This window comes from Nitrosopumilus maritimus SCM1 (genome assembly GCF_000018465.1).
Taxonomy (GTDB): Archaea; Thermoproteota; Nitrososphaeria; order Nitrososphaerales; family Nitrosopumilaceae; genus Nitrosopumilus; species Nitrosopumilus maritimus.
Map to the genome: position 1 here is coordinate 1411701 of NC_010085.1, position 16143 is coordinate 1427843.

Sequence of the window (16143 nt, forward strand, 5' to 3'; positions counted from 1 at the left end):
TGGAAAAATTGTCTATAACTTTCGTTAAGAGGGATTCAAAAAAAAGAAAAAAAGGATAGTGTGAACTAGTTTTTCTAACTTACGTTGACAGTTGTACTAACTGGTGGTGATAATGCCGTAGGATTATCAACAGACTCCCAAACGAATGCAGTAGCAGTGTATGTTCCTGCTTCAGTTGGAATCCATGATAAAGCTGGGCTGAATGATTGACCGCTAGATAGTGAACCTGTAATCCATGCTAGTGAGACTGTAACACCGTTTGCATCCTGAATCTGTACCAAGTATGCAAATGATTGCTCTCTATCCTGACCATTTGCTAAGTCAGCGCTGATTTGTACCTGTTGGTCAACGGAAACAGAATCTAAGCTGTTACCGAATGCGTCAACGGTTCTCAAGTTAGCAGCTGGTGCTCTCTCGAGAGGTGGTACTACAGTGCCAATTAGTGAAGTGGCAGTAATATCAAGTTCATCTGCAGTTGTGTATGGATCAGGTAGTGTATTGTCCTCATATTCTGCAGTGACTGTGTCACCTTCTGAAACTCTGAGTCTGTGACCAGATGATTCATCAAGGGTTGTGAAGAACACAGTTCCCTCAAAGATTCCGGTTGCCTCATTAGTCTCAGTTACAGTAAGATCAATACCTCCGGCATCGGAGTCAGACCATACGTCGACTTCGAAGTTGTCGACTGCTTCTGGATCTAAGTTCATGTCTGGATCAATTACTCTTACAACACCTGTTCCGCTAGCTGGATAGCTTGCCTCAAGCCATTGGACTTCACCGATGTTCCATCTAATGAGGGCAGAACCTACAATTGTCTCATCTTCAGAGAATTCGAAGGAGACAGTAAGTCCGTCATCATCGTCAGTGGCCAAGAGACCATCTGTTGGACCGCTACCAGAAGTGGTACCGGTTGCATCGCCAGTATTTCCATCACCATCAGCATCATGGGCAGTAAATCCTGTGAGGATTACTTCACCAGTAAAGATACCTGTGTCAGTACCAGTCTCGACGAGTTTGTAGTTGTCAAGATCAAATCCTCTGGTAGAGACCTTAATTGGGTCACTGTCAGTTTCTCCGATTTCGTCAACTAGGTCACTGTCAAAGTTGTGATCTGGTGCGACAATAGTGATGTATACTTTGTCAGTCCAAGAGTATACTTTTTGGTCAAGTTCTACAGTTGCTCCGAAGTTTGAAGTGTAGATTGTCAAGTTGACATCTTCATCTTCATCTCCTACATAATCAGATCCGGATGGACCCCAGTCAGTATACTCTAGGATGATTTCCTCACCTCTTTCTAATTTGTCATTAGAAAGTGATTCTGGAATTTCGATGACGATCTGGAAGATACCAGTAGAGTCACCTGTTTCTCTAAAGTCAGTTGGTTCTGGGTCAAATGCAGCTGCTGCGCCGGTTACACCTTTGTTACCCATGGTAGTGGTGGCGGCATCAGAGTCCCATTCGATCAAGTCCAAGTCATAGGTCTCAGCACTGTCATTGTCAAGATCAAAGTCTGGCTCAATGAGTGTTAAGATCATGTCTGAACCGATAATGTATACGGATTTGTCAGATTGTAATACACCGTTTCTTAGGTCAAATGTTGCAGAATCAGTAACAGTATTTGCATCACCAGATGCGTCAGCTGGATCAGTGTATTCTACTTGGAGAATATCTCCTTGTAAGATACAGTATTCTTGACCAGATGCTGCACCGTCGTCAAATCTGTTAGTGTCAGCCTTACCAGTAGTACCGTCTAATGCGGTATAGAGGGTGTCATGGCTGTTACATTGTGCTGATGCTGGACCGTCAGTGAATTTGATGTTTACATCCAGTTCGAAAATACCTGCATCTGGTGCGATTTCGTCCATTTCACCGAAGCTTCTGATGTTTGAGATGGTTCCATTGTTACCACCAACATCAATCTTTCCGGTTCTTTCAGAAGCGCCTGCATAGCCGAGAACTACACTATCAGAACCTCTGATAACAGAGATTTTGAGTGCATTATCTTGGTCCATTGCATCTTCACCAGCTGGGTTTTCATCAAAGTCTGGATCGTTAATTCTGACGTGGATAGTTAGATCTCCTGTAGGTAATTCTTCAGTGGAATCAATAGTACTAGTGATTCCAGTTGCGTGAATTGGGAATACTGATCTTCCATTTGGTGCTGCGTTAGCGGCTTTTGAAGAATCTGCTATTGTACCAAATGGTACTGGATAGACAGTTCTATCAAGGCTAACGGAACCGGTGTTTGCTCTAACACCTGCTGAGTCGCCGACTTCGACGATTTCACCAGATGCATCTCTGAAGTCAACATAGTTAACTTCGATATCGAGTCCGGTTGTTGTTTCTTCGTCACCTGCGTAGGTATATGGTGTTGTTGTAGTGTCAGAGACTCTACACCAAAATGATGGGATTTGGAAATCACCAACAAATACACCAGTTGCTGCGCCGGTTTCAACTAGAGTGAATCCAGTTGCTCCAAGTCCGGTATCAGTAATTCCTGCATTGCTAAGTTCAGTGGAACATGTGTCACTGTCATTACCAGTTGCAGTATTGTTTGCACCGTCAGGAGTTGACCAGATAACATCATCAAATGTAACATCTAATAATCTACCGAGTTCACCAAAGCTCAAAGATTGAGTTGTGGCAGAACCAACGGCGTCATCTGTTGCTTTTGAATTATCAGAAACAACAGTAAAGATGTCAATAAGATCAGAATCTACGTTAAGATCTAAGTCTTCTACAGTTATTACTACAGTGTCAGCAATCTTGTATGAATCAGCGTTTAGAGATACAACACCAGAGTGGCTTGGAGCCTCTTCTTGGTCAGATACAGGAGTTGTTACACCATCTGCACCTAAGTCATTATAGTTGACTCTTGGTGCATCTTCGTCAGTAAGATCCTCAATTACAATGAATGATGGATCATCTGCGATTGGTGTGATACCACTAAAGGTACCAGCATCCTGTATGTTAATTTGGTTAACCATGACATACTCAAGTGAACCTTCAAAGGTACTTGTGTTATCACCTGTTTCTTCAGCTTCAATTCTGATTATTTGGTTTGCAAATCTTTCAGAAGATTGCACACCATCATCAGTGAAACCAAATGAGAAGAAGTCCATGACGATTACTTCTTTGGCGGCGAGGTCGCCGACACCTGTGAAGTACATTGCAAATCCGATGTTTACGTTACTATCAGTATTGGTAGATCCGTAAACTGCATCAGATACTGCATTGGTCAAATCAACGTAAGCCTGTGAATTAGTTGAATTGCTGACTAACAATATTGCATTGTTTTTGTCAACATTTCTTGTATCGTTGTTAACCCATGGGAGAATATTTCCTGTGGTGTTAAGCAATGCGATACTTACTGTATCTGCACCTAATGATCTAACATCATAGTTAAAGAAGTTAAAACCGACTGCGGTGTTATCTTCATCAACTACAGTTTCTTTTAGGGTTTCCAATGTTGCACTACCGAGATCAATGATTGCAAAGTCAACATCAAAGTTTGCTGAACTATTGGCAGTCTGTGCAGAGATTAATCTCTTACTGAATGTATCAATAGATTCAGTTGAAGTGATGTTGGTTGCGCTGGAAAATCTAGTTACATTGATGTTGAGTGTAAAGTTACCTACTTGACCTGCTGAGGTGTTGTTTATTGCACCTGTATCAAAGATGCTATCATCACCATTTGTACCATTGGTAAAGATCAAGCTAGGGGTTCCACCCTCATCGATAGTAAATGGATCACCAGTACGGAGTGCTGGAATCAGGGTTACGTCTGGGTTGTTTAAGTCTAAGTCTTCATCTGCTCTGCTGTTTTTGTTTTGATCAGCATCAACGATGACTACTGGAATCTCTTGTCCAGAGGTCCATTCATCAGTCACTGGCTGAATATCAATACTAGCAAAGGAGAATCCTACAAGGATAGTTTGAGGTGTTTCATTGTAATCGAGTGATGCAGAGGTTCCCCTCTTTGCATTATCTGTAATCTTTAGTACTGACTTGTCAGACTCGTCATAAGTACCAAAGACACCACTGTTTGGACCTTGTTCGGTGATGGTAACTGGGATGGAACCTGTACCTAACTTGGCTGTCTCTGTTGAAATACCAAATGCAGATGCATTATTTGCATTAGTATTTGAAGAGGCATTAAGTTGGGTAAGGATTGAATCGCCGTTATCCTGAATTGTCACAACTGGTGTGCCAGAGCTTTGTGCATCGACATCTAATGTTAATACACAATTGTCCTCACACATCAAGCTGGACAATGTTGTTCTCAGGGTTAATGCGCTTCCACCGGAAGCACCGTTTTCATCGAATACTTGGTAAAATGTATCAACGTTGAAGGATGATGTAGTATTCTTCGTGTTGGTAGCAAATGTCCAAGAGTCTTCATCAGTTGGGTCAATGTTTAACCATAAGTCAGTAATTGTTGCGTGAACTTGTGATACTCTTGGGAATACAGTTCTATCTAAACTCAATTCGGCAAATTGATCAACAGTATCAAAAGTAAGTGTTGTTGATTGAACACCACCACCTTTGTTGTACTGTACGACAACGTTACCTGTTGGGTTTAATTCATAGAGCTGAATGAAAGGCCAGTTTGGACCGCTATTAGCTGTACCATTTTTTAGACCGATTTGGCCTACACTGACACTACCAGATGCTGCTACAGGATCTTTGGCTTCTCTTACAACGTTAATTGTACCATTAGCAGTTGATGCATCAAGTGTATTTGCTGCACATGTGGTAGTAATTGCACCACCACTGCTGCTACCGGTTTGTGTACCGTTACCAGTTGCTGTTGCATTTGCAATAGTAATTGGAATTGCGATACCATCTGTTTCAGTTGTTGAGAATCCTAAGGCTGCTGTACCAGATGATGATGCACAAAAGACACCAAAGTCCAATCCAGAATCTGCTGTTGTAGCAGTAGAGTCTGCAATTTGGGCTTGGTCTCTGTCTGCAAAGTAACCATACCAGTTACCATCAACTGCTTGGACCATTCTCAGGACCTTACCGTTAACGGTTACGTCTGGTTCACCTTTTGCCTCATCTGTATCATTGATGTCACTATCAATTACGACGACCTCAATTACTTGAGGTCCTGACATGTAGTTATCAAACTGTGAGTTTTCTGCGGAAACAAATAGGTTGGCGTTGGCGGCCATTGCTTCAGGCATTACACCTGGAATTGCAAAGGTAAGTCCACCTGCAACCATAATTGTCATTAATGTAAGACTAGTTATTTTACGTCCTATTTCGTTATTCATGTTATTGTAATTTTTTCTTCAAAGTTAGTATTTAACCGTAATGGACGAATTGTCCACAATTTTCCAAAAAATTGAAATTATTTTATTGATTTTTGATTATTGGTATAATTTCTATATTATTTGATTATAAAAATCATACTTTATTCCTAAAATATAATTATGATCGTTATATTTTTCAAAATTTTTACGTTATTCATGAAATTTTTATAACATATTTTATGCCTTGATCTCTTTACCTAAGAGGCAATTATACAAAGAAATTGCATCATCCTCATCTTTTGGTCCAACAACTACTGCAGACCCCTTTTTCATAAAACTTACAGACAAATCATTTGTTCGCATTGACAACCCCAAGTCACCCTGGTTATCTACAAGAAATCCTTTTTGTTTTGCAATGTTAGTAACTGCATCAACATCAAGTTCAAAAGTATCAGTTGGAGTAATAGAGTAAGTTCTCTTTCCTCTATTTCTTCCACACAATTCTTCTAAAATTAATTCTTCTTTTTGTACAACTTCAAGTTTCCCTGTTCCACAAATTGGACATTCGTCAGCTCTGAATGTTCTAGTACTATTGAAATCAAGACTTTCTAAATCAATATGTAAAATTCTTTCAGATAGATTTGGTTTTTTTCCAAGAATTATTTTTACAGCTTCTGCAACTTCAATTGCACCAACAATAGAAAGTATAGGGGGGTGAACACCTTCAATACTACATGTTGGCATTGTATCTTCGTTTAATTCAGGAAACATGCAAAAGTAACATGCGCTTTCTTTTGGCAATACAGTAAATGCTTGTCCAGATGTTCCAACTGCAGCGCCAGTAACAAATGGAATATTGTATTTTACACATGCTTTGTTTAGTGCATATCTAGCATTAACACTATCAAGTGCATCAATTACAACATCACATCCTTCAACAACTTCTAATGCAGTATAATCATTTATTGAAACAGCTAGAGCTTCAATTTTACAATCAGGGTTTAGTTTCTGTAATTTTTTTGCAGCTACTTCTACTTTAACCTGACCAACATCGTCTTCATCAAACATTATTTGTCTATGTAAGTTTGATAGTTCAATTACATCCCTATCAATAATTCGTAAATTTCCAACTCCCATTGTAGCTAGTCTAGAAATTATTGGATGTCCTAAACCTCCAGTTCCAACAACACACACTTTAGCATTTTTTAATTTTAATTGTCCACCATATCCAATCTCTTCAAGCATAACTTGTCTTGAAAATTTGTCAAGTTCTTTTGGAGAAAGTTCTTCAGAGCCACCAGCAACTGCAGGTAAAATATAGATTTCATCTCCATCTTTTAGAGCAGTTTCCATTCCAGAAGAAAATTTAGCATTTTTACCATTAATGTAAATATTAATCAATGAACGAGGAGTTCCATCACCTTCCAACACGCGTCTCTTAAAATCATCACCCATTTGTTCAGAGATTTTTGTAAATACATCTTGTAAGGAATCAGCTGGAATCTCTATCTTTTTTTCTCCTCCACCGTGATTTAACACAGATGGAATTGTAAATGTGATATTTGCCATTAGTTCACTACCGCCGATACTTCTGAAATGTCTGCCTTTAGTACATTTGGTTTTTCTAACACTTCCATAATTGATTCAGTTGCTTTGAGTCCGTTTCCAGTAACATAACATACAACTTTATCATTTTTGTCAATCTTTCCTTGTTCTACCATCTTCTGTAATACTGAAACAGATACTCCACCTGCAGGTTCTGTAAATATTCCTTCAGTCTTTGCTAGTAAAAGTATTGCATCAAGAATTTCTTTGTTATTACATTCTTCAGCAAATCCATTGTATTGTTCTAATCTTTTTAGAACATATCGCCCATCACCAGGATCTCCTATTGCAAGACTTTTTGCAACAGTGTCAGGATTCTCAACTGGAATTACATCTTTAGAATTTTTCTTAAATGCATCAACAACAGGAGCACAACCATGAGGTTGTGCTGCAATCATATGCATGTTAGATACATCATCAAGTAATGAAACTTGTTGTAGTTCTTCAAATCCTTTACATATAGCATTTAACATTGCACCGCTTCCAACTGGAACTATAAGTTGATCAGGAACATTCCAATCTAATTGCTCTGCAACTTCATAAGCTAATGTCTTTGAACCTTCAACATAATGTGAACGCATGTTAATATTTACAATTCCAATTCCTCTAGAGTCACCAATTTGAGCTGCAATTCTATTTGCGTCATCATATGTTCCATCAACTGCAACATAGTTTGCGCCATAAGATAATGCTTGAGCAATCTTTGCCATCTCAATATTACTTGGAGCAAATACATGACATGGGAATCCACCTTTTGCAGCATGAGCTGCAGTTGCAGATGCTAAATTACCTGTTGATGCACAGCCAACTGCAGATAATCCAAATTCTTTTGCTTTTGAGATTGCAACTCCAGCAGGTCTGTCCTTAAATGAAAATGTAGGATTTACAGAGTCATTTTTGATATAGAGATTGTTAAGATCAAGTGCTTTGCCTAGATTTTCAGCTTTTGTTAGAGGAGTTAGTCCTGCATCAATTGACACGATGTTAGATTTGTTTTCAATTGGCAGTAATTCAAAATATCTCCAGTATGTGTGTTCACGATTAGAAAAAGTATCTTTTGTAACTGTTGGAAAATCATATTTCACATCTAGAGGTCCAAAACAATCATCACAGATGTATTTGAAAGCAGTTTCATACTCCTTTTTACATTCCCTACATTGCAGCGAAGTTCTAGTCAAGATCAGTTTTTCCTCTTAAACTATAGATAAAAAATCCTAATATCAAGTTAAGTGATACTTAATTGAATACAACAAAAAATATAGTGAAAGATAGTAAAAATGTTAGAAAAATTATTTGCAATATCAAAGAAGCAATAAAAACTCGTTAAAAATCAAATTTTTCCAAAATTTTTTGATGAGGAAGGTTTTTAGTGATTTTTTTTCAATGGAGCATGTGAGTAATAAAGTCATAATTCCAATAACAGGAGTAATTATTGCAATTATTGCAATTGCTGTAGTTATGATAAATTTTGAACAACCAGAAACCATGGAAATTGAAGATACCATTGACAGAGAAATACAACCAGTTGAAGAGACCACGCCAGAAATTCAAGAAAAATTAGATGAAATTAAAAAAATAAATCTTGAAAATACATATTCTCCTAAAGATAGAGAATGGATTACATCAGGACCGTTTCAAATTGATCGAAGTGAGTATCTTCTAGGTGAAAAAATATTTCTGAGAATTGGGGGATTGGATTATAAAGAAAAAGGACAAGTAGTATTCCTTAGGCCATTAAACATAACTCATTATGAAGTTTATTGGTCTATACCATTTGATGGTGCAGATAAACCAGCATTTAATTATTATTTACAACCACAACTCTCAAAAATAAAAGGATATTGCAGTGTAGATGACTTTGTTGGTGATTGGAGAGTCGTTTTTAGAGGAACGGATTATCAAAATTTAGAATTTAAAATAATAGAAGATATTCTTCCAGGAGATGAAAATAATTATCAACCTGTATGCTAAGGAATTATTTTAATTCATTATGAAAACAAACTCTTTCACCAGTATGACATGCAGGTCCTGATGGTTCTACCAAGTAAATTATTGCATCAGAATCACAATCAACAAGAATTTCTTTAATCTCTTGTGTGTTACCTGATTCTTCTCCTTTCATCCAAAGTTTATTTCTAGAACGACTGTAAAACCAAGATTTTCGTGTTTTCTTTGCAAGTTCTAATGATTCCCTATTAGAATAAGCAAGAGTAAGAACTTCTTTGGTATTTGCATCTTGTACGATTACAGGTACAAGGCCACCACTTTTTTCAAAATCGATATCATCAATTGTTTTATCCATAATTATTCATTACAGAATTTCTTTATAATCGTACAGAGATGTTTTTGTCTCGAAGAATTTTTTTAACTTGATTGACAGACTGGTTTTCATAGTGAAAGATTGAGGCTGCTAAAGCTGCATCAACGTCAGATTTTACAAAGATTTCAGACATATCTTCAGGTTTGCCACAACCACCTGAAGCAATAACAGGTACAGAAACAGTATCAACTATTTTTTTGGTAAGTAAAATATCATATCCATCCTTAGTTCCATCTTTGTCAATACTAGTTAGAAGTACTTCACCAGCTCCAAGTTCGGTTGCTTTTTTTGCCCATTGAATTGCATCAAGTCCGGTTTCTTGTTTTCCACCATAAATGAAAACTTCAAACCAGAATTTTTTTCCATTTTCTTCAAACATTGTTTTAGTAGAATCTTCAGAATAGTTTCGTTTTGCATCTATAGCTACCACAACACACTGTTTTCCAAATATAGTCATGAGTTCAGTTAGCAATTCAGGATTTTTTACAGCTCCAGTGTTTACTCCAACTTTGTCTGCACCACTAAGTAAAATATTTCTTGCATCATCCATACTATTCACTCCACCACCAACAGTAAATGGAATATCAATTACTTTGGCAACATTAGATACTAATTCTTTGATTGTTTTTCTTTTTTCTTGCGATGCAGTAATATCTAAAAACACTAATTCATCTGCTCCATCTTTACTATATTTGGCAGCAAGCTCTACAGGATCGCCTGCGTCTTTAATTGATTCAAAGTTTAGTCCCTTTACAACTCGGCCATTATCTACATCCAAACATGGAATAATTCTTTTAGTTAACAAGTTGTTTTGCCTCCTCAATGGAAATTTTATTTTCATACAATGCTTTTCCTAGAATTACAGCAAATGCATTTTTTCTTTGTACATCAGACACATCATCAATATTTGAAATTCCACCACTTGCAATAACATTTGCATTTTGTACAGCACATGCTTTTTCTAAATATTCCAAGTCTGGTCCTTCCAATGTTCCATCTTTACTTACATTTGTGAGTAAGAATTCAGTAAATCCCATACTCACAAATTCATTTATTGCATCTAGCAAAGGAGTCTTCGTACTCTCTTGCCAACCATGAGTAACAATGAATCCATCTATATGATCAACTGAAATTACAATTTTTGAAAAATCATATTTTTTGGCAATTCGTTGTAACATTTCTTTATCTTTGAATGCCATAGTACCAATTACAACTCTATTTGAAAAAGAAATTGCTCTATCAATAATTTCTTCATTACGTAAACCGCCAGCTACCTCAACAGGAATTGATAGTTCTTTAGAAATTTTTTCAATCAAATCCAAATTACTGCCAGTCCCAATAGTAGCATCCAAATCAACAATATGCAACATATCCGCACCTGCTTTTTGCCATTTTTTGGCAACAGATACAGGATCATCACTGTATACAGTTTTCTGTTTAGGATCTCCTTTGTATAGTCTGACTACTTGTCCGTCCATCAAGTCAATTGCAGGAATTATTTTCATTTTTTGCACTCTCGCAAAAAATTCTTTAGCATTAATGCACCTACATCACCAGATTTTTCTGGATGAAATTGAGTTCCAAAATAGTTATCCTTTTGAACTATAGCAGGAACTTTAACGTCATAATCAGATTCTGCAACTATCACATCCTGAGTTGTAGGATTTGCCCTATACGAATGCACAAAGTATACCCAAGAGCCATTTTCTACTCCTTCAAGAATTTTATTTTCTTTTTTTATCTCAAGTGCATTCCATCCCATGTGTGGAACCTTTAGGGTGTCAGGTAAAACGATAACATCACCGTTGATTATTCCAAGGCCTTCTTCTTTTCCTTCTTGACTTTTATCAAAAAACATCTCCATACCTAAACATATTCCAAATACAGGAGTATCACCTACAATATCAAGAAAATCTACAGAATCACGATTGATACTTTGTATGGCAGGATCAAAATTTCCAACTCCGGGTAAGAAGATTCCATCATATCCTTTTAGCATGTCAACTTTAGTTTGAACTTCTACTGTTGCATTTTGTTTTTCTAGTGCATTTTTGAGACTGAAAATATTTCCAGCTCCATAATCAAATATTGCAATCTTTGTCATTACATTGCGCCTTTTGTACTTGGAATTCCTTTTTGTTTTGAATCTTTTGAGCACGCGATTCTAAATGCTACTGCAAGAGATTTCATTGCAGCCTCTACTTTGTGGTGATCATTATCGCCATACTTTACAGTAAGGTGAATACAGCTGTTTAGATTCTGTAACAAAGATTGGAAAAAGTGTTCAAGATCTTCTTTGGATACATCCTCAATCTTTGTTCTCTTTATAGACAAAGTCAACTTGTAAAATGGTCTTTTGACTAAATCCACGGAAGCTTCAGCTAGAGACTCATCCATTGGGACAGATGCATAGCTAAATCTAGTAACACCAGATCTATTTCCTAATGCGTCATCTATTGCATTTCCAATTGTAATTGCGGTGTCTTCAATCAAGTGGTGTACAATATTGTCTTTTGATTTTGCTTTTACCGTTAAGTCTAACATTGCGTGTTTTCCAAATGCAGCAATCAAGTGATCAACAAAGTTTACACCGGTAGACACACTAGTCTTTCCAGTACCATCAATGTTGACATTTACTGAAACATCAGTTTCTTTTGTTTCACGTTTGATTTTACTAGAGCGCTTTTTCATTTTATCACCAGAGAATACTGTTACTTTATCAAACTAAATTTAATACCTTCGGAATATCATTTATCGATTCTAATATCATCTCTACGCCTGAATCGGCAAATAGTTTACGCCTATCTTCAGGATTTGTACTTGTTCCCACAATTGCACAAAAGGTTGTAGAATGTCCTGCTTGTGCTGCATCTTTTGCCATCATGTAATCTTCCATAGAATCACCTACATACAGACAGTTTTTTGATTCCATAGATTGTATAGCACGGATTAAAGTTGCAGGATTTGGTTTTGCTAGTTCTCGTGGTTCATCTTCTAAAAAGGCAGAGTTTTTTGTATCAAAGTAATCCATCATATCTTTTAGAGAATAACGAATAGATTCAATTCCTCTGCCTGTAACAACTGCAATTTTTTTTCCAAATTCTTTTTGTAAAGTTTCTAATAGAGACACAGATAGTATTACTTTGTCATTTGAAATCATTCCTTCTTCAGAAAATTTTGATTGTTTGTCAAACAATTTTCCATAAAGTTCAGGTCCAAAGAAAAATTGATCAAAAATAGAATAAACAGGATTGTTGTGTCTGTCACCTAATGAACCAAGTTTGGATAAAAATTCTGAAACATCATAGATAGATTCAAGATATGATTGGACAGAACGTATTCCAGTTTTGTCAGTATTTGAAATTACATCATAGATAAACTCTGAGGGTTTTTTGTTTAGTTTGTTAGCTGTATACAATGATAATATTGCAGCGTATACCAAATCAACCTCATCATTGAATCCTCCAGATGATTTGAATCCATCAATTATCTTGTGATCAATAGTTATAGAATCAATTTTTGCAAATTCTTTTAGAACATATCTACATGTTTTATCAATTGTTTTATCATAAGATTGTGTAATATCAACTAGAACACCATCACAATCAAAGATTATTGAATCAAATTTTTGACTATCCAATTTTTATCCTAAAAGATCACGTATTGCTAAAAGGAATTTTGAATTCATTTCCTTGGTTCCAACAGTAACTCTCAAGCATCCTGAATGTGAACCAATCTTACCTAGTTTGCGTATAGAAATCCCTTGTTCTACTAGTGCAGAGAATACGCGTTTGTCTGCGCCTTTAGCATCAAATAGTACAAAATTAGCATTGGAATCAAAAACAGTAAAGGCATCATACTTGCGCAAATTCTCAATAATTTTTTTACGCTCAGATTTGATGATTTCAGATGCCTCTTTCATTTGATCAACTTTGTCCAAAGAGGCAATTCCAGCCTCGATTGCCAATGTATTGAGAGGATACGGATATTGTAATACTTGGTTAAAGACTTCAACTATTTTCTTGTTTGCAACAAAGTATCCTATACGTAAACCTGCAAGTCCAAATGCTTTGGAAAATGTTTTGACAACAATTAGGTTATCATATTTTTTTGTCAATGAAACAATTGATGAGTCACCAAATTCACCATATGCCTCATCAATGATTACCAATCCATCAAATTTTTTGATTAAAGATTCTAGTTGAGCTTTTGAGAATTGAAATCCAGTAGGATTGTTTGGAGAATCCAAATAAAGAATGTGACATTTTTTCAAGTTTGAATTGAATTTTTCAATATCAAGTTTCATGTCAGATGAAAATGGAATTTTAGTACAAGGAATAGCATATAGTTTGCATCGTTCTTCAAAGAACCCAAATGTTGGATCAGATGTTAAAATCCTAGTTTTCTTTGAGGCCATATTTGCTAAAAACAGATCCAAGATTTGGTCTGAACCATTTCCAACACCAATCATATTTTCAGAAACTTTGAGATATTTTGCTAGTTTTGATACTAATTTTTCAACTCCTCCTAATGGATATTCTCTTACATCAGAATTTGATTTTGCATAAGCAATAACATCTTGTTGGAATTTTTTGCTTATTACAAAATTCTCATTTGAATCCAGTTTTAAAACATCATCAAATTTTTCAGGTTTTTTGTAACCACCTAGTTTTGCAAAGTCTTCTAATTTTTTTTCATACCACGAATTTTTCATTTCAATCTACCTCTTACTGCTTCATAGTGATTTGGCAATCCTTCTGCTAAAGTTAGATTCTTCATAGATTTTGATATTTTCTGCAAATCTTTTTTGGTTGTTTCTATCTTTGTTAAGAGCTTGACAAAGTCTAGCACAGACAAAGAACCTCTCGTTTTACCAAATCCATTTGTGGGCAGAATGTGGTTTGAGCCTAACAAATAGTCACTAGCAGAAGAAGGACTGTTTTTTCCATATAATATCAAGCCAGGATTCTTGATTTTATTCCATTTTTTAGGATTTTTGCTGATAATTTCCAAGTGTTCAGGTGCCAGATCATTTGCAATATCGATAATATCAGAGGGTTTGCAAACACCAATGAACCCATTTGATTCAAGACTAGATTTGACAATTTTTACACGTTGAATATCTTTAAGTTTAGAGTTTACACTGGATTGAATTTTTTTTGCGATTGAATTTGACGTAGTTAATGCATAACAAAATGTATCTGAAGAGTGTTCTGCTTGGGAAATAAGGTCTAATGCTGCGACATCAACGTCTGCTGCAGAATCAATTACAATTCCCAATTCAGTAGGTCCTGCCATCATATCAATAGACACAATGTTGCTAACAAGATATTTTGCCAAAGTAACAAAAGCACCACCTGGTCCAACTATCTTGTTTACTTTTTTGATAGAACGAGTACCATATGTTAATGCAGCAATTGATTGCACACCGCCTGTTTTGTAGATTTCAGTTGCACCACAAAGATCAGCTGCCACAATTGTTAAAGGATCAATATTTCCTGAAGAGTTAGGTGGAGATACAACAACAATTCTTTTTACACCTGCAATCTTTGCAGGTACTACGGACATTATAGCTGAACTAGGATATCTTGCTGCACCACCTGGTACATAACATCCTACACTATCAATTGGGACAAATGATTTTGAGAGTTTTGTTCCATTTGATTTGATAGTAATGTCTTTGAATTGACGTCGTACTGCAGATTCTGCTTTTGATAATCTTGATTTTGCAAGTTTGATTGCAGAGATGTCTTCTTTTGAAACTTTAAAGTATGCACTAGCAATGTCACGTTGAGAAACTCTTAGTGATGAAACTTTTGCGCTAAACTTTTTTTCATATTTTTTGACAGCAACATCACCATTCTTCTTTACATCTTTGAGAATAGATTTTACAATTTTTTGGTTCTTAGAAGAGTCTTTTGTGCCTATTTTCTTTAGGAATTGTTCTGTATTATTTATCGAAATGATTTTCATCAATTTTCTTCGTCACGTTTGATCTCCTCAAGTTCCAGTATTTGTCGTGGTTCATGCACTACTAATCCTTGTGCAATCTTTCGCAGTTTTGGAATTATTTTGTGGAAATCTGATTTTTTGATAATAGTATTAACTCCGTGCCAACCAGCTTCACTTAGTGGACTAATTGTAGGTTTTTTCAAAGATGGTATCTGTTTTAGTAGTTTTGGTAAATTTTTCTCTTCTACATTTAGGTAAATGTGTAGGTATTTTTTGCCATGTACTGCTCCTCGCATCAATGTAACAATATCAAAAATCTTTTCTCGTTTTGCTTTGTCTTTGAGTGATTTTTTGTTTACTATCAAGTGTGCAGTCGAAGTAAGAACTTCATCTACAATCTTTAGTTTATTTTGTTTGAGAGTAGTTCCAGTTTCAGTTACATCCATTATTGCATCTACATCCTCTGGAGGTTTTGCTTCTGTAGCACCAAAGGATAGATGAATCTGAACTGATTTGTTAGTTCCAATACGTAACCAAGGAGTAACAATTTGTGGATCTTTATTTCCAAAATATTTTTTGTAAGATTTACAGCTCTTGATAAAACGAGATGCAGTTGTAAGATATTCTGAAGATAGTCTCAAAGTCTTTTTCTTTTTAGCATAATCCGCAATCATCGCATCAAGATTCTTGTATCGATAATTATCTGGAAATGCAATAACAAGTCTAATTTTTCCATATTCCAAGTCCAAAATTGGTTCTACATCAGATTTGGTTTCACCTACCCAATCCTTGCCAGTAATTCCAACATCATACAATCCTTCATTCACTAGAGTTGGAATTTCTTGAGGTCTTAGCATTTTTACAATAATTTTTGGATCATCAAGATATACACGATAGGTTCTGCTCTTACGATTTACCTTAGTCCAAGATCTCTCTAAGAGCTTGAATGTAGCATCCTCTAGGCTTCCCTTTGGAATTGCAAATCTGATTTCGGACATGGTATCTCCT

Annotated in this window: 13 protein-coding genes; 1 reads left to right on the plus strand and 12 read right to left on the minus strand. The window is 36.0% G+C overall.

What is annotated here, in order from left to right; all coding sequences use genetic code 11:
• Positions 1 to 74: 74 nt before the first annotated feature.
• The 3 genes from NMAR_RS08290 to thrC form a co-directional block, all read right to left on the minus strand.
• Entirely contained in the window at positions 75 to 5279 is a 5205-nt protein-coding gene (locus NMAR_RS08290) for a hypothetical protein (protein ID WP_012215930.1), read from the minus strand.
• Positions 5280 to 5495: 216 nt separating this feature from the next.
• Positions 5496 to 6827, minus strand: a complete 1332-nt coding sequence (locus tag NMAR_RS08295) for a ThiF family adenylyltransferase (RefSeq protein ID WP_012215931.1) — start codon at positions 6825 to 6827, stop codon at positions 5496 to 5498.
• Positions 6827 to 8041, minus strand: a complete 1215-nt coding sequence (thrC, locus tag NMAR_RS08300) for a threonine synthase (RefSeq protein WP_012215932.1) — start codon at positions 8039 to 8041, stop codon at positions 6827 to 6829. Before thrC ends, NMAR_RS08295 begins: the two co-directional genes overlap by 1 nt.
• 214 nt (positions 8042 to 8255) lie before the next feature.
• On the opposite strand from thrC, the gene NMAR_RS08305 reads away from it, so the two are divergent.
• Positions 8256 to 8834, plus strand: a complete 579-nt coding sequence (locus tag NMAR_RS08305; protein WP_148680227.1) for a hypothetical protein — start codon at positions 8256 to 8258, stop codon at positions 8832 to 8834.
• A gap of 4 nt (positions 8835 to 8838) precedes the next feature.
• Here the strand turns inward: NMAR_RS08305 and hisI are convergent, their stop codons facing one another.
• Genes hisI through hisG form a run of 9 tightly spaced genes read right to left on the minus strand, consistent with a single transcriptional unit; the run spans position 8839 to position 16133 of the window.
• Complete coding sequence (gene hisI / locus NMAR_RS08310; RefSeq protein WP_012215934.1) at positions 8839 to 9165, minus strand: phosphoribosyl-AMP cyclohydrolase; 327 nt, start codon at positions 9163 to 9165, stop codon at positions 8839 to 8841.
• A 22-nt stretch (positions 9166 to 9187) separates the two neighbouring features.
• Positions 9188 to 9988, minus strand: coding sequence for an imidazole glycerol phosphate synthase subunit HisF (gene hisF / locus NMAR_RS08315; protein ID WP_012215935.1), 801 nt, complete (start codon positions 9986 to 9988; stop codon positions 9188 to 9190).
• Positions 9978 to 10688, minus strand: a complete 711-nt coding sequence (gene hisA / locus NMAR_RS08320) for a 1-(5-phosphoribosyl)-5-[(5-phosphoribosylamino)methylideneamino]imidazole-4-carboxamide isomerase (RefSeq protein WP_012215936.1) — start codon at positions 10686 to 10688, stop codon at positions 9978 to 9980. The genes hisF and hisA overlap by 11 nt, the downstream gene beginning before the upstream one ends.
• Complete coding sequence (gene hisH / locus NMAR_RS08325) at positions 10685 to 11287, minus strand: imidazole glycerol phosphate synthase subunit HisH (RefSeq protein ID WP_012215937.1); 603 nt, start codon at positions 11285 to 11287, stop codon at positions 10685 to 10687. Before hisH ends, hisA begins: the two co-directional genes overlap by 4 nt.
• Positions 11287 to 11874, minus strand: coding sequence for an imidazoleglycerol-phosphate dehydratase HisB (hisB, locus tag NMAR_RS08330; RefSeq protein WP_012215938.1), 588 nt, complete (start codon positions 11872 to 11874; stop codon positions 11287 to 11289). Before hisB ends, hisH begins: the two co-directional genes overlap by 1 nt.
• A gap of 28 nt (positions 11875 to 11902) precedes the next feature.
• Complete coding sequence (locus NMAR_RS08335) at positions 11903 to 12823, minus strand: HAD family hydrolase (RefSeq protein WP_012215939.1); 921 nt, start codon at positions 12821 to 12823, stop codon at positions 11903 to 11905.
• Positions 12824 to 12826: 3 nt separating this feature from the next.
• Positions 12827 to 13897, minus strand: coding sequence for a histidinol-phosphate transaminase (gene hisC, locus NMAR_RS08340; protein ID WP_012215940.1), 1071 nt, complete (start codon positions 13895 to 13897; stop codon positions 12827 to 12829).
• Positions 13894 to 15156, minus strand: a complete 1263-nt coding sequence (hisD, locus tag NMAR_RS08345) for a histidinol dehydrogenase (protein WP_012215941.1) — start codon at positions 15154 to 15156, stop codon at positions 13894 to 13896. The genes hisC and hisD overlap by 4 nt, the downstream gene beginning before the upstream one ends.
• Positions 15156 to 16133, minus strand: a complete 978-nt coding sequence (gene hisG, locus NMAR_RS08350) for an ATP phosphoribosyltransferase (protein ID WP_012215942.1) — start codon at positions 16131 to 16133, stop codon at positions 15156 to 15158. Before hisG ends, hisD begins: the two co-directional genes overlap by 1 nt.
• Between the last annotated feature and the right edge of the window lie 10 nt (positions 16134 to 16143).

Bases quoted from the DNA above. Each gene is read 5' to 3' on its own strand.
- NMAR_RS08290 (WP_012215930.1), bottom strand. From the start codon at position 5,279: ATGAATAACGAAATAGGACGTAAAATAACTAGTCTTACATTAATGACA.
- hisB (WP_012215938.1), bottom strand. From the start codon at position 11,874: ATGAAAAAGCGCTCTAGTAAAATCAAACGTGAAACAAAAGAAACTGAT.
- hisA (WP_012215936.1), bottom strand. From the start codon at position 10,688: ATGAAAATAATTCCTGCAATTGACTTGATGGACGGACAAGTAGTCAGA.
- hisI (WP_012215934.1), bottom strand. From the start codon at position 9,165: ATGGATAAAACAATTGATGATATCGATTTTGAAAAAAGTGGTGGCCTT.
- hisC (WP_012215940.1), bottom strand. From the start codon at position 13,897: ATGAAAAATTCGTGGTATGAAAAAAAATTAGAAGACTTTGCAAAACTA.
- hisD (WP_012215941.1), bottom strand. From the start codon at position 15,156: ATGAAAATCATTTCGATAAATAATACAGAACAATTCCTAAAGAAAATA.
- hisH (WP_012215937.1), bottom strand. From the start codon at position 11,287: ATGACAAAGATTGCAATATTTGATTATGGAGCTGGAAATATTTTCAGT.
- hisG (WP_012215942.1), bottom strand. From the start codon at position 16,133: ATGTCCGAAATCAGATTTGCAATTCCAAAGGGAAGCCTAGAGGATGCT.
- NMAR_RS08295 (WP_012215931.1), bottom strand. From the start codon at position 6,827: ATGGCAAATATCACATTTACAATTCCATCTGTGTTAAATCACGGTGGA.